Genomic DNA, 12,984 nt, shown 5'->3' with positions numbered 1-12,984 from the left:
CAGATTCGGCGATGTGAGACAAATTCATATTCCTAAAGAAGGTCATGAGGCGGACCACAAGATGCATCTGGAACTGCGGCACCTGCGGACGATCAAGGCGATCCACGACGCGGGGGGGCTCGTGCATGCGGCGGAGATCCTGCACATCACCCAATCGGCGCTGAGCCATCAGGTCAAGGGGCTGGAGGAACAGGCGGGGGTGGAACTGTTCGTGCGCCGCTCGAAACCGCTGCGGCTATCGGCGGCAGGGATGCGGCTGTTGCGTCTGGCCGAGCGGATCCTGCCCGAAATCGACACGGTGGAGGCCGAGTTCGAGGCGCTGCGCTCGGGCCGGGCGGGGCGGCTGCATATCGCGATCGAATGCCATGCCTGCTTTGAATGGCTGTTTCCGGTGCTGGAGAAATTCCGCCGCCAGTGGCCGGAGGTGGACATCGACATCCGCGCCGGGCTGGCCTTCAACGCGCTGCCGGCGCTGGCGCGCGAGGAGGTGGATCTGGTGATTTCGTCGGATCCGAACCAGATGGCGGGCATCACCTTCAACCCGCTGTTCGACTATTCGCCGACCTTCATCGCCGCGACGTCGAGCCCGCTGGCCGCGAAACCCTATGTCGAGGCGGCGGATTTCCTCGACCAGACGCTGATCACCTATCCGATAGACCGGGCGCGCTCGGATGTGTTCTCGATGGTGCTGACGCCCGCCCGGGTCGAGCCGCGCGCGCACCGGCAGGTGGAACTGACGGCGGTGATCCTGCTTCTGGTCGCGGCGGGGCGGGGGGTGGCGGTGCTGCCCGACTGGGTGCTGCGCGAGGTGAAATACCGGCCCGATTACATCACCCGCCCGGTCACCGCGACGGGCCTGCGCAAGAGCATGTATGCCGCGACCCGCAGCGAGGATGTGACCGAGCCCTATATGGCGTTCTTCCTGGAGCTTGCGCGGACGGAACCGCTGCGGCTGCAACAGGCCTAAAGATGTATCGCTACAATTCAGTTGGTGACGGATCGCGGGGCGGGGGCTAGATCGGAACAAACCTCTCCGGAGCGATACAATGTCCGCCATTCCCCAGCCCGCGCGCGCTGCGAGCGAGACCGTCTTCCCGATCCTGATCGCGGTCAGCCTGTGCCATATGCTCAACGATGTCATGCAGTCGATGCTGTCGTCGATCTATCCGATGCTGAAGCAGGATTTCGCGTTGGACTACTGGCATATCGGGCTGTTGACGCTGGCGTTTCAGGGCACCGCCTCGCTGTTGCAGCCGGTGGTGGGGATCTATACCGACAGGCATCCGCAGCCGCGTTCGCTGCCCGTGGCCTCGGTGCTGACCTTCTGCGGGCTGATGGGGCTGGCCTTCGCGCCGAACTATCCGATGGTGGTGCTGGGGGCGATGCTGATCGGCTTCGGCTCGGCGATTTTCCACCCGGAATCGAGCCGGGTTGCGCGGCTGGCCTCGGGTGGGCGGTTCGGCATGGCGCAGTCGGTGTTTCAGGTCGGCGGCAATTTCGGCACCGCGATCGGGCCGTTGCTGGCGGCCTTCGTCATCCTGCCGCTGGGGCGGCCTTCGGTGGCGCTGTTCGGGGTGCTGGCGCTGATCGCGGGCTTCGTGCTCTATCGGGTCAGTTCCTGGTACAAGGGCGTGCTGACCACCCGGGCGCGCAAGGCGATGGACACGACCCTGCCGCTCAGCCGCAACCGGGTGGCGTTTTCGCTCGTCGTGCTGACGCTGCTGATGTTCACCAAGAACATCTATCTGGCGTCGATGTCCTCCTACTACACCTTCTACCAGATCGAGACCTTCGGCGTGGATACCCGCACGGCGCAGATCATGCTGTTCCTGTTCCTCGGCGCGGTGGCGGCGGGGACGGTGCTGGGCGGGCCGGTGGCGGACCGCTGGGGGCCGATGACGGTGATCTGGATCTCGATCCTCGGGATTCTGCCGTTTACGCTGGCGCTGCCGCATGTGGGGTTCGCGGCCTCGGGTGTGCTGACGGTGATCATCGGGCTGATCCTGGCCTCGGCCTTCCCGGCGATCGTGGTCTTTGCGCAGGAGCTGGTGCCCGGCCGGGTCGGCATGGTGGCGGGGATCTTCTTCGGCCTGTCCTTCGGGTTCGGCGGCATCGCGGCGGCGGCGCTTGGCGTATTCGCCGACTGGTATGGGATCCGGACGGTCTACATCATCTGTTCGGTCCTGCCGGTCTTCGGGGTGCTGACGGTGTTCCTGCCACGGCGCAAGGAACTGGTACAGGGCTTCTGACCCCTTGGAATCCGGGGTCCGCGCGTGTAAGGCACGGGGCCAAACGATGGAGCGGAAGAGATGCAAGGCAGCGCCAACCTCAACCTGATGATCAAGGCCGCGCGCAAGGCGGGGCGTTCGCTGGTCAAGGACTTCCGCGAGGTCGAGAACCTTCAGGTCTCCTCCAAGGGCCCGGGGGACTTCGTGTCGAAGGCCGACCGCGAGGCCGAGCGGATCATCAAGGAAGAGCTGCGCGGGGCGCGGCCGACCTATGGCTGGCTCGGCGAGGAAACCGGCGGCGCGGATGGCGAAGATCCGACGCGGCGCTGGATCGTCGATCCGCTCGACGGCACGACGAACTTCCTGCACGGTCTGCCGCATTGGGCGGTGTCGATCGCGTTGGAACACAAGGGCGAAATCGTCGCCGGGGTGGTGTTCGACGCGGCGAAGGACGAGCTTTACTGGGCCGAAAAGGGCGCGGGCGCCTTCATGAACGAGACCCGGCTGCGGGTTTCCGGGCGGAACCGGATGATCGAGTTGATCTTCGCGACGGGCGTGCCCTTCGGCGGCAAATCGACCCTGCCTGCGACATTGCAGGATCTGGCGCGGCTGATGCCGGTCTGTGCCGGGGTGCGACGGTGGGGGGCGGCGGCGCTCGACCTCGCCTATGTCGCCGCGGGCAAGTATGAGGGCTATTGGGAGCGCGGCGTCCAGCCGTGGGACATCGCTGCGGGGCTGATTCTGGTGAAAGAGGCCGGCGGCTTCGTCGGACCCGTCCGGGAGGGCCGCGACATTCTTGAATCCGGCGCCGTGATCGCCGCGAACGCCGAAATGTTCGGCCCGATGTGCAAGATTCTGCGCGAACCCGCCTGAGTTTTTCCTGATTTCTTCGCGGGACTCGATGTTGTTCACTCCTTGTTCACTGTGATCTGCCATGTTCTCTTTCTGTTCATTGAGGGAGCATGGTGATGGCGCAAGTCGCGAATTGGCAGCAGTTTGGCAAGGTGATCCCGCTGGGAAACGAGCCGGTTTCCGATGTGCAGGCGGATCTTGCTCAGGTCGAGCAGGCGTGCCGTGAGATTGGCTTTTCCGCGCAGGCCGAGGCGATGGCCCGGTTCCGTGTTGTCGGGCTGAGGGCGGCGGTCGTAGGGTGCCGGGCGGAGATCGCCCGTCGGCCCGAAGCCTCCGAACTGCGCCTGGCGGCCACGGCGCTGGAGGCGGAACTGGCGTCGTTCGAGGAAACGCTGCCCATGGAATGCGCCTATCGGGCGGATCAGCGGGATATGGCACTGGCGCGCCTCGGTGGAGCGCAGGCCCGGTTGCGGGCGCGCCTGCGCAGCGAGGATGATGAAACGCGGCTCCGGGTTCAGGCGGCTCTGGCATTGTCGCCCGAACTTCTGGTGCGGGTCTCGCAGGAACAGGCGGTCGCGGAACTCTGAGGCATCGGGAAAGGTTTGCGGCCTCCGCCGCGACCCGGTTGTCTGCGCGGGGCCGGAGGCATCTTTTCCGAGGCTCGGCCGGTATTTTCCGGAACGGTCGGGGCGGTATCAGAGCCGATTCGTTCCGTGCGACACCGGTGGAATTCCGGCGTTGCTCAGGGTTCCATCGTCCCCGTCGCTTTTCGGTTTGCCATGTCTGAAAAGCGCTCCGTTCTGTCGCGGAGATGGAGGCCATGGGTCTCAGGGCGCGCGGATGGCCGAGGATTTCTACGTGGTCAGGGCGCCGCAGGCTGGCCATTCATCGCGGGATCCGGTCGGGCTCGCATTGCTGGCTGATAGCGGTGGATTTCGCGATGTGTCGCGCAGGATTCCCGTCTGCGGTTCCAATACCGCGCGTCCCGGTTTGGGAAAGCAACTGTCGTCAATAGACCAGAGAACCGCCGCAATCAGGCCGTCCGAAAGAAAGCACCCGGGGAAACCCCGGGTGCCAGAGGCTGCTTACATCATGCCGCCCATGCCGCCCATGTCGGGCATGCCGCCAGCGGGAGCCTTCGGCTCGGGCTTTTCGGCGATCATCGCTTCGGTGGTGATCAGCAGGCCTGCCACCGAGGAGGCGTTTTCCAGCGCGGTGCGGGTCACCTTCGCCGGGTCGATCACGCCGAACTTGAACATGTCACCATATTCTTCGGTCTGCGCGTTGAAGCCGAACGAGAGCGATTCCGAGTTGCGGATCTTGCCCGCCACCACGGCGCCATCGACGCCCGAGTTTTCCGAGATCTGACGCAGCGGCGCTTCGAGAGCGCGGCGGATGATGTTGATCCCCACGTCCTGATCCGCGTTCGCACCCTTCAGCCCGTCGAGAGCCTTGGTCGCCTGAACCAGCGCGACGCCGCCGCCGACGATGATGCCTTCCTGAACCGCCGCACGGGTGGCGTTCAGCGCATCGTCCACACGGTCCTTGCGCTCTTTCACTTCGACTTCGGTCATGCCGCCGACGCGGATCACCGCAACGCCGCCAGCCAGTTTGGCCACGCGCTCTTGCAGCTTTTCACGGTCGTAGTCCGAGGTGGTTTCCTCGATCTGGGTGCGGATCTGGCCGACGCGGGCTTCGATTTCCGCCTTTTCGCCGGCGCCGTCGACGATGGTCGTGTTCTCTTTCGAGATCGAGACCTTCTTCGCCTTGCCGAGCATGTCGATGCCGACGTTTTCGAGCTTCATGCCCAGATCTTCCGAGATCACCTGGCCGCCGGTCAGGATCGCGATGTCCTGGAGCATGGCCTTGCGGCGGTCACCGAAGCCCGGAGCCTTGACGGCGGCGATCTTCAGCCCACCGCGCAGCTTGTTGACGACGAGGGTCGCCAGCGCTTCGCCTTCGACGTCTTCGGCGATGATCAGCAGCGGCTTTTGCGACTGGATCACGGCTTCGAGCAGCGGAACCATCGGTTGCAGCGACGAAAGTTTCTTTTCGTGCAGCAGGATCAGAACGTCGTCGAGATCGGCGATCATCTTGTCCGGGTTGGTCACGAAATAGGGCGAGAGGTAGCCGCGGTCGAACTGCATCCCTTCGACGACTTCGACTTCGGTCTCCATGCCCTTGTTTTCTTCGACGGTGATGACACCCTCGTTGCCGACCTTCTGCATCGCATCAGCGATGAAGCGGCCGATCTGGGCTTCGCCGTTGGCCGAGATCGTGCCGACCTGCGCAACTTCGTCGCTGTCGGCGACCGGGCGCGAGGCGGATTTGATCGCTTCGACGACCTTCGCGGTGGCGAGGTCGATGCCGCGCTTCAGGTCCATCGGGTTCAGCCCGGCGGCAACCGACTTCAGGCCTTCCTTGATGATCGCCTGCGCGAGCACGGTGGCGGTGGTGGTGCCGTCGCCCGCTTCGTCATTGGTCCGCGCGGCGACTTCCTTCACCAGCTGCGCGCCCATGTTCTCGAACTTGTCCGAGAGTTCGATTTCCTTCGCGACCGACACGCCGTCCTTGGTGATGCGCGGGGCGCCGAACGATTTGTCGATGACGACGTTGCGGCCTTTCGGGCCGAGCGTGACCTTCACCGCGTCTGCGAGGATGTTGACACCCTTCAGCATCCGGTCGCGGGCATCGGTCGAGAACTTGACGTCCTTGGCTGCCATAATCTTGGCTCCTTAAACTTGTTGGGAAATCAGGAGAACCGGCCGGATCAGCCGATGATCCCCATGATGTCGGATTCCTTCATGATCAGCAGCTCTTCGCCGTTGAGCGTCACTTCCGTGCCCGACCATTTGCCGAAGAGCACGCGGTCGCCAACCTTGACCGAGGGTGCGATCAGTTCGCCCGAATCCTTGCGCGCACCTTCGCCCACCGCAATGATCTCGCCTTCCGCCGGCTTTTCCTTTGCCGAATTGGGGATGATCAGCCCGCCCTTGGTCTTTTCGTCGCTTTGCACGCGCTTGACCAGCACGCGGTCATGAAGCGGTTTGAATGCCATCTGGGTAACTCCCTAAGGTTCCAGTCCGATTGGTTTTAGCACTCGTCGTTGGTGAGTGCTAACGGAGCGGGAGTTAGTCACGGCCCCCCGGGGCTGTCAACACCCGGGGGCGGAAAATTTTTATCGGCGGGCGGCGCGGTGCCGGGTTGGATCAACAGTTTGTTAACCAGATTTGCGACAGTCTGATCTTGTCGAATTTTATTGAATTGTTCTCTGATTGTTCCCATAAAGGCAGGGAACATGCAGAGAACGTCTTGCGGCTTGCCCCAGATTGCCGCGGGCGGCGCGCTGTGGAATAAGGAGCGTCAGATGGCAGTAACGGCAGGCCTTTTCGATATGAGTGACAAACGCGGCGCGGATAAGCAGAAGGCTCTTGAATTGGCGCTTGCGCAGATCGAGCGGCAGTTCGGCAAGGGCGCGATCATGAAGCTGGGCGGGGACAATCCCGCGACGGAGATCGAGGCGACCTCCACGGGCTCGCTCGGGCTCGACATCGCGCTTGGTATCGGCGGGCTGCCGAAGGGGCGGATCATCGAGATCTACGGGCCGGAAAGCTCGGGGAAGACCACGCTGACGCTGCATTGCATCGCGGAAGAACAGAAGAAGGGCGGGGTTTGCGCCTTTGTCGACGCGGAACATGCGCTCGACCCGCTTTATGCGCGCAAGCTGGGGGTGAACCTCGACGAGCTGCTGATTTCGCAGCCGGATACGGGTGAACAGGCGCTGGAAATCGTCGATACGCTGGTGCGTTCGGGCGCGGTGAGCATGGTGGTGGTCGACTTGGTCGCCGCGCTGACGCCGAAGGCCGAGATCGAGGGCGACATGGGCGATGCCACGGTGGGCGCCCAGGCCCGGCTGATGAGTCAGGCGATGCGCAAGCTGACCGCTTCGATCGGCCGGTCGAACTGCATGGTGATCTTCATCAACCAGATCCGGATGAAGATCGGCGTGATGTTCGGCAATCCGGAAACCACCTCGGGCGGCAATGCGCTGAAATTCTACGCATCGGTCCGGTTGGATATCCGCCGCACCGGTGCGATCAAGGACCGTGACGAGGTGGTGGGCAACCAGACCCGCGTCAAGGTCGTCAAGAACAAGGTGGCCCCGCCGTTCCGGCAGGTGGAATTCGACATCATGTATGGCGAGGGGATTTCCAAGGTCGGCGAGTTGATCGACCTCGGCGTCAAGGCGGGCGTGGTCGAGAAATCGGGCGCCTGGTACTCCTATGGCGATGAGCGGATCGGCCAGGGGCGCGAGAACGCCAAGCAGTTCCTGCGCGACAATCCCGACATGGCCTATGAGATCGAGGACAAGATCCGTGCGAGCCACGGCCTCGATTTCGGCGCGGGCGAGGGGGATGAGGCCCTGACCGAAGAATGAGCCGAAGGGCCGGGGTTCTCCCCGGCCTTTTTCTGGACAGGCGGGGATGCGGGCGCTAAACGGGACCAAATCTTGCACAAGGCCCACTCTCATGCCCAGCCTTAACGATATCCGCTCGACCTTCCTGAACTTCTTCGAGCGCAACGGCCACCGGATCGTGCCCAGCTCGCCCTTGGTGCCGCGCAACGACCCGACGCTGATGTTCACCAACTCCGGGATGGTGCAGTTCAAGAACTGCTTCACCGGCGTCGAAAAGCGCGACTACCACCGCGCCACCACCGCGCAGAAATGCGTCCGCGCGGGCGGCAAGCATAACGACCTCGACAACGTTGGTTACACCGCGCGCCACCACACGTTCTTCGAGATGCTGGGGAATTTCTCCTTCGGCGACTATTTCAAGAGCGGCGCGATCCCCTTCGCCTGGGAACTGCTGACGAAGGATTTCGGCATCCCGAAGGACAAGCTGCTGGTCACCGTCTATCACACCGATGACGAGGCGGCGGAGATCTGGAAGAAGGTCGCGGGGCTGACGGATGACCGGATCATCCGGATCCCGACCAAGGACAATTTCTGGCAGATGGGTCCGACCGGTCCCTGCGGTCCCTGCACCGAGATCTTCTTCGACCACGGCTCGCATATCTGGGGCGGCCCGCCCGGTTCGGCGGAGGAAGACGGCGACCGGTTCATCGAGATCTGGAACCTCGTCTTCATGCAGAACGAGCAGTTCGAGGACGGCTCGATGCGTACGCTCGACATGCAGTCGATCGACACCGGCATGGGGCTGGAGCGGATCGGTGCGCTGTTGCAGGGCAAACACGACAACTACGACACCGACCTGATGCGCAGCCTGATTGAGGCTTCGGCCCATGTCACGTCGCAGGATCCGGACGGCCCGGGCAAGGTGCATCATCGCGTGATCGCGGACCATTTGCGTTCGACCTCGTTCCTGATCGCGGATGGCGTGATGCCGTCGAACGACGGGCGCGGCTATGTGCTGCGCCGCATCCTGCGCCGGGCCGCGCGCCATGCGCATATGCTGGGTGCGAAGGATCCGGTGATGCACCGGCTGGTGCCCGCGCTGGTGCGGCAGATGGGCGCGGCCTATCCGGAACTGGTGCAGGCGCAGGCGCTGATCGAGGAGACGCTGAAGCTTGAGGAAACCAAGTTCCGCGTGACGCTTGACCGTGGGCTGAAGCTGCTCGATGACGAACTGGCGAAGCTGCCCGAAGGGGCGGAACTGCCGGGCGAGGCGGCGTTCAAGCTTTATGACACCTACGGCTTCCCGCTCGACCTGACCGAGGATGCGCTGCGCGAGCAGGGCCGCAAGGTCGATACCAACGGCTTCGACGCCGCGATGGCCGAGCAGAAGGCCAAGGCGCGGGCGAGCTGGGCCGGGTCGGGCGAGACGAAAGAGGCGAAGATCTGGCACGAGATCGCCGAAGACAAGGGCGTGACCGAATTCCTGGGCTATGACACCGAAGTGGCGGAGGGGCAGATCCTCGCACTGGTGGTGGAGGGGCAGGCGGTGCCTTCGGCGAAGGGCGCGGTGCAGGTCGTGGTGAACCAGACGCCGTTCTATGCGGAATTGGGCGGGCAGGTCGGCGATGCCGGCATCATCCGCACCGAGACCGGCGAGGCGCATGTGACCGATACGAGGAAGGTCGCGGGTGTGTTCATCCATTTCGCCGAAGTGACGATGGGCGAGATTTCGACCGGGCAGGGCGCGCGGCTTGAGGTGGACCATGCGCGGCGCGCGGCGATCCGGGCGAACCACTCGGCCACCCACCTGCTGAACGAGGCGCTGCGGCGCACTTTGGGCGATCATGTCGCGCAGAAGGGCTCGCTGAACGCGGAGGACCGGTTGCGGTTTGACTTCAGCCATTCCAAGGCGCTGACGCCTGCGGAAATTGCCACCGTCGCGCATGAGGTGAACGAATTCATCCGGCAGAACACGGCGGTGACGACCCGGATCATGACGCCGGACGACGCGCGCGGCCTGGGTGCGCAGGCGCTGTTCGGCGAGAAATACGGCGATGAAGTGCGCGTCGTGTCGATGGGCGAGCAGCCCGGTTCCGGCAAGGGACCGGAGGGCAAGACTTATTCGATCGAACTGTGCGGCGGCACCCATGTAACCCGCACCGGCGACATCGGGGCCTTCGTCGCGCTTGGCGACAGCGCGTCTTCGGCGGGCGTGCGGCGGTTCGAGGCGCTGACCGGGCAGGCGGCGCTGGACTATCTGGCGGCGCAGAACGACAAGCTGCACGAGGTCGCGGCGACGCTGAAGACCTCGACCGCCGATGTTCTGGAACGGGTGCATGCGCTGGCCGAGGAGCGCCGGAATCTTGCCAATGAAGTCGCGCAACTGCGTCGCGAACTGGCGATGTCGGGCGGCGCGGGCAATGGCCCGGAGGTCGAGGAAATCGGCGGGGTCCGGTTCCTCGCGCAGGTGGTGAACGGCGTGTCGGGGAAGGATCTGCCCGCGCTGGTCGATGCGCTGAAGGATAAGATCGGTTCGGGCGCGGTGCTGATCGTGGCCGATACCGGCGGCAAGGCGGCGGTGGCGGCGGGCGTGACGGCGGACACCACGGCGAAGGTGAGCGCGGTCGAGATCGTCAAGGCCGCGGCGGCGGCGCTTGGCGGCAAGGGCGGCGGTGGCCGCCCCGACATGGCGCAGGCGGGCGGGGCCGATCCGTCGAAAGCGGCGGAGGCGGTCAGTGCCGCGCGCGCCGTCATCGCGGGAGCGAACTGATGCCCGGAGCTTACTGGATCGCCCATGTGACCGTCACCAACCCCGAGGCTTATGGCAAATATGCCACGGCCGCAGGTCCGGCGATCGCCGAGCATGGCGGCAGGTTCCTTGCCCGGGGTGCGCGCTATGTGCAGCTTGAGGGCAGGGACCGGGCGCGCAATGTCCTCGCCTGGTTCCCGAGCCTTGAGGCCGCCGAAGCCTGTTATCGCAGCGCGGCCTATCAGGCCGCCCTCGAATTCGCCAAAGGGGCCGCCGAACGCGATCTGGTGATCGTCGAAGCGATGGAATGACTTTCCCCGCCGTCTCCGCCCTGTTACATTTTCTGCATTGCAGAAAATTCGGGGGCGGCGGAACCGTCCGAGGGGCATCATGTGTCGGTGGGCAGCGTATATCGGGCAACCTATCTTTCTTGAGGATATCGTCAGCCGGCCGGGTCATTCGCTGATCCATCAGAGCCAGTGCGCGACGCAGTGCCATACGGCGATCAACGCCGATGGCTTCGGCATCGCCTGGTATGGCGAAAAGCCGGAACCGGGGCTGTATCGCGATGCGATGCCCGCCTGGTCGGATCAGAACCTGCGGTCGCTGACGGCGACGGTGAAATCGGGGCTGTTTCTCGCGCATGTGCGGGCCTCGACCGGCACGGCGTCATCGCGCAACAACTGCCATCCGTTCACCTATGGCCGCTGGAGTTTCATGCACAACGGTCAGGTGGGGGGGTATGAGTGTTTCCGCCGCTCCGCTGAGATGCTGATCCCGGAGGATCTGTATCGCTACCGCCGGGGGGCCACGGACAGCGAGGCGCTGTTCCTCGTGGCGATTGCCGAGGGGCTGGAGACGGATCCGAAGGGCGCGCTGGAACGGGCCACGGCGCGGGTCGAGGCGCTGGCGCGGGAAAAGGGCTGTTCGCCCTTCCTGCGGCTGACGGCGGCGCTGTCGGATGGCGAACGGCTTTATGCGGTGCGCTATGCGTCGGACGACCATGCGCCGACATTGTATCACCGCTGGTCGGAGTCGCGTTCCGGGCGGGCGGTGGTGTCGGAGCCGCTGGAGGATGGCGAGGGCGACTGGCAGGAGATCCCGCCCGGCTCGTTCTGTACCTTCGACCGCGAGGGTCTGGTGATCGAACCCTTCTGCCCGGTGGCGCAGGCGAAGGCCGCGTGAATCGCTTGCCCGCCGGGGGCGGGCGCGCTAGAAGGGCGGCATGAAGATCCGTGCCATCACCCTGATCTGCATTCTGATTACCTGCTGACCCAAGTCACGCGGGCGCGTTCTTCCATCCTTACAGGTGAACCAGCCAGGCCCGCGCGAAGCCACGCGAGGACTTATGACCGTGATCCGGCTCCACAATTCGAAGACCCGCCGCAAGGAGGACTTCGTTCCGATCGACCCGAAGGATGTGCGGATGTATCTGTGCGGGCCGACGGTCTATGATCGGGCGCATCTGGGCAATGCGCGCCCGGTGGTTGTGTTCGACGTGCTGAACCGGCTGCTGCGGCATGTCTATGGCGCGGAATGCGTGACCTATGTGCGCAATTTCACCGATGTGGACGACAAGATCAACGCGACGGCGCTTGCGCGCAAGGAAGCGGGGGCGGAGGGCACGCTTGAGGATCTGATCCACCAGCGCACGGATGAGACCATCGGCTGGTATCACGCCGATATGGATGCGCTCGGCGCGCTGCGCCCGGATTTCGAGCCGCGGGCGACGGCCTTCATCGGCGCGATGATCGCCATGATCGAGCGGCTGGTGCTCTCGGGCCATGCCTATGCGAAGGATGGCCATGTGCTGTTCCGCGTGCGCAGCTATGGCGATTATGGCGCGCTGTCGGGGCGGTCCGTCGATGACATGATCGCGGGCGCGCGGGTCGAGGTGGCGCCGTTCAAGGAAGACCCGATGGATTTCGTGCTGTGGAAGCCCTCGGACGATGCGCTGCCGGGATGGGACAGCCCCTGGGGGCGAGGGCGGCCGGGGTGGCATATCGAATGCTCGGCGATGTCCTATGAATTGCTGGGCGAGAGTTTCGACATTCATGCGGGCGGGATCGACCTGCAATTCCCGCATCACGAGAACGAGATCGCGCAGAGCTGCTGCGCGCATCCGGAGGGGACATTCGCGCGCTACTGGCTGCATAACGAAATGTTGCAGGTCGAGGGCAAGAAGATGTCCAAATCCCTGGGCAATTTCTTCACCGTGCGGGATCTGCTGGAGAAGGGGATCCCGGGGGAGGTGATCCGCTTCGTGTTCCTTCAGACGCATTACGGCAAGCCGATGGACTGGACCGCGGAGAAGGCGGCGCAGGCGGAGGCGGTGTTGCGCAAGTGGCGGGGTCTCGTCGCGGGCATCGAGCCCGCTCCGAGCCCGGCGCCCTCCGTTATCGCCGCGCTGGCCGATGACCTCAATACGGCGGGCGCCATGGCGGAGCTGCATGCCCTGACCGGGGATCCCGCGCTGTTGAAGGCGTCGGCGGCGCTGTTGGGGCTGTTGGAGGACGGTCTGGGCGATTGGGCGCGCGGGGTGGATCTGTCGGCGCATGCGGCGCATCTGGCCGCGCTGCGGGCAGCGGCCATGGCGGCGAAGGAGTTCGGGCCGGTCGATGCCTATAAGGCGGCGTTGCTGGCGGCAGGGGTCGAGGTGCGGATGTCGAAGGCGGGGGTGGAGCTTTTGCCCGGTGCCGGATTTGATGCCGCGCGATTGCCGCCGGTGTAAGGGGGGA

11 protein-coding genes are annotated in these 12,984 nt (G+C 64.6%); 9 read left to right on the top strand and 2 right to left on the bottom strand.

Annotated features, from left to right (window positions below; translation table 11 throughout):
* The first annotated feature begins 61 nt into the window (after nucleotides 1-61).
* The 4 genes from QM789_RS12470 (at nucleotide 62) to QM789_RS12455 (ending at nucleotide 3,667) form a co-directional block, all read left to right on the top strand.
* Nucleotides 62-967, top strand: a complete 906-nt coding sequence (locus QM789_RS12470) for a LysR family transcriptional regulator (RefSeq protein WP_420352215.1) — start codon at nucleotides 62-64, stop codon at nucleotides 965-967.
* Between the two features lie 79 nt (nucleotides 968-1,046).
* Nucleotides 1,047-2,249 (top strand): MFS transporter, encoded by a 1,203-nt coding sequence (locus QM789_RS12465; protein WP_420352214.1) that lies wholly within the window; start codon nucleotides 1,047-1,049, stop codon nucleotides 2,247-2,249.
* Between the two features lie 60 nt (nucleotides 2,250-2,309).
* On the top strand, nucleotides 2,310-3,101 hold the full coding sequence (locus QM789_RS12460) for an inositol monophosphatase family protein (RefSeq protein WP_420352213.1): 792 nt from the start codon (nucleotides 2,310-2,312) through the stop codon (nucleotides 3,099-3,101).
* A 95-nt stretch (nucleotides 3,102-3,196) separates the two neighbouring features.
* Nucleotides 3,197-3,667, top strand: a complete 471-nt coding sequence (locus tag QM789_RS12455) for a hypothetical protein (protein ID WP_420352212.1) — start codon at nucleotides 3,197-3,199, stop codon at nucleotides 3,665-3,667.
* 498 nt (nucleotides 3,668-4,165) lie between these two features.
* Here QM789_RS12455 and groL read toward each other — a convergent pair whose 3' ends face one another.
* Both groL and QM789_RS12445 read right to left on the bottom strand, forming a co-directional pair.
* Nucleotides 4,166-5,803 carry a chaperonin GroEL gene (gene groL, locus QM789_RS12450; protein ID WP_420352211.1) on the bottom strand — a complete coding sequence of 546 codons (1,638 nt, stop codon included), beginning with the start codon at nucleotides 5,801-5,803 and terminating at the stop codon, nucleotides 4,166-4,168.
* Nucleotides 5,804-5,850: 47 nt separating this feature from the next.
* Entirely contained in the window at nucleotides 5,851-6,138 is a 288-nt protein-coding gene (locus QM789_RS12445) for a co-chaperone GroES (RefSeq protein WP_420352210.1), read from the bottom strand.
* Nucleotides 6,139-6,447: 309 nt separating this feature from the next.
* Here QM789_RS12445 and recA point away from each other — a divergent pair, with 309 nt between their 5' ends.
* The 5 genes from recA (at nucleotide 6,448) to cysS (ending at nucleotide 12,977) form a co-directional block, all read left to right on the top strand.
* Nucleotides 6,448-7,518, top strand: coding sequence for a recombinase RecA (gene recA, locus QM789_RS12440; RefSeq protein ID WP_420352209.1), 1,071 nt, complete (start codon nucleotides 6,448-6,450; stop codon nucleotides 7,516-7,518).
* Nucleotides 7,519-7,609: 91 nt separating this feature from the next.
* On the top strand, nucleotides 7,610-10,267 hold the full coding sequence (alaS, locus tag QM789_RS12435; protein ID WP_420352208.1) for an alanine--tRNA ligase: 2,658 nt from the start codon (nucleotides 7,610-7,612) through the stop codon (nucleotides 10,265-10,267).
* Nucleotides 10,267-10,557 carry a DUF1330 domain-containing protein gene (locus QM789_RS12430; RefSeq protein WP_420352207.1) on the top strand — a complete coding sequence of 97 codons (291 nt, stop codon included), beginning with the start codon at nucleotides 10,267-10,269 and terminating at the stop codon, nucleotides 10,555-10,557. Before alaS ends, QM789_RS12430 begins: the two co-directional genes overlap by 1 nt.
* A 79-nt stretch (nucleotides 10,558-10,636) precedes the next feature.
* On the top strand, nucleotides 10,637-11,431 hold the full coding sequence (locus tag QM789_RS12425; protein ID WP_420352206.1) for a class II glutamine amidotransferase: 795 nt from the start codon (nucleotides 10,637-10,639) through the stop codon (nucleotides 11,429-11,431).
* A 163-nt stretch (nucleotides 11,432-11,594) separates the two neighbouring features.
* Nucleotides 11,595-12,977, top strand: coding sequence for a cysteine--tRNA ligase (gene cysS / locus QM789_RS12420; RefSeq protein WP_420352205.1), 1,383 nt, complete (start codon nucleotides 11,595-11,597; stop codon nucleotides 12,975-12,977).
* The last annotated feature ends 7 nt before the right edge of the window (nucleotides 12,978-12,984 follow it).

Source organism: Paenirhodobacter sp., assembly GCF_047600745.1.
In the GTDB taxonomy this organism is placed as follows: domain Bacteria; phylum Pseudomonadota; class Alphaproteobacteria; order Rhodobacterales; family Rhodobacteraceae; genus Rhodobacter.
The sequence above is the reverse complement of the archived record's forward strand: the minus strand, read 5'-3'. Positions and strand labels throughout refer to the sequence as shown.

Bases quoted from the DNA above. Each gene is read 5' to 3' on its own strand.
- groL (WP_420352211.1), bottom strand. From the start codon at position 5,803: ATGGCAGCCAAGGACGTCAAGTTCTCGACCGATGCCCGCGACCGGATG.
- alaS (WP_420352208.1), top strand. From the start codon at position 7,610: ATGCCCAGCCTTAACGATATCCGCTCGACCTTCCTGAACTTCTTCGAG.
- QM789_RS12455 (WP_420352212.1), top strand. From the start codon at position 3,197: ATGGCGCAAGTCGCGAATTGGCAGCAGTTTGGCAAGGTGATCCCGCTG.
- QM789_RS12430 (WP_420352207.1), top strand. From the start codon at position 10,267: ATGCCCGGAGCTTACTGGATCGCCCATGTGACCGTCACCAACCCCGAG.
- recA (WP_420352209.1), top strand. From the start codon at position 6,448: ATGGCAGTAACGGCAGGCCTTTTCGATATGAGTGACAAACGCGGCGCG.
- QM789_RS12460 (WP_420352213.1), top strand. From the start codon at position 2,310: ATGCAAGGCAGCGCCAACCTCAACCTGATGATCAAGGCCGCGCGCAAG.
- QM789_RS12425 (WP_420352206.1), top strand. From the start codon at position 10,637: ATGTGTCGGTGGGCAGCGTATATCGGGCAACCTATCTTTCTTGAGGAT.
- QM789_RS12465 (WP_420352214.1), top strand. From the start codon at position 1,047: ATGTCCGCCATTCCCCAGCCCGCGCGCGCTGCGAGCGAGACCGTCTTC.
- QM789_RS12445 (WP_420352210.1), bottom strand. From the start codon at position 6,138: ATGGCATTCAAACCGCTTCATGACCGCGTGCTGGTCAAGCGCGTGCAA.
- cysS (WP_420352205.1), top strand. From the start codon at position 11,595: ATGACCGTGATCCGGCTCCACAATTCGAAGACCCGCCGCAAGGAGGAC.
- QM789_RS12470 (WP_420352215.1), top strand. From the start codon at position 62: ATGCATCTGGAACTGCGGCACCTGCGGACGATCAAGGCGATCCACGAC.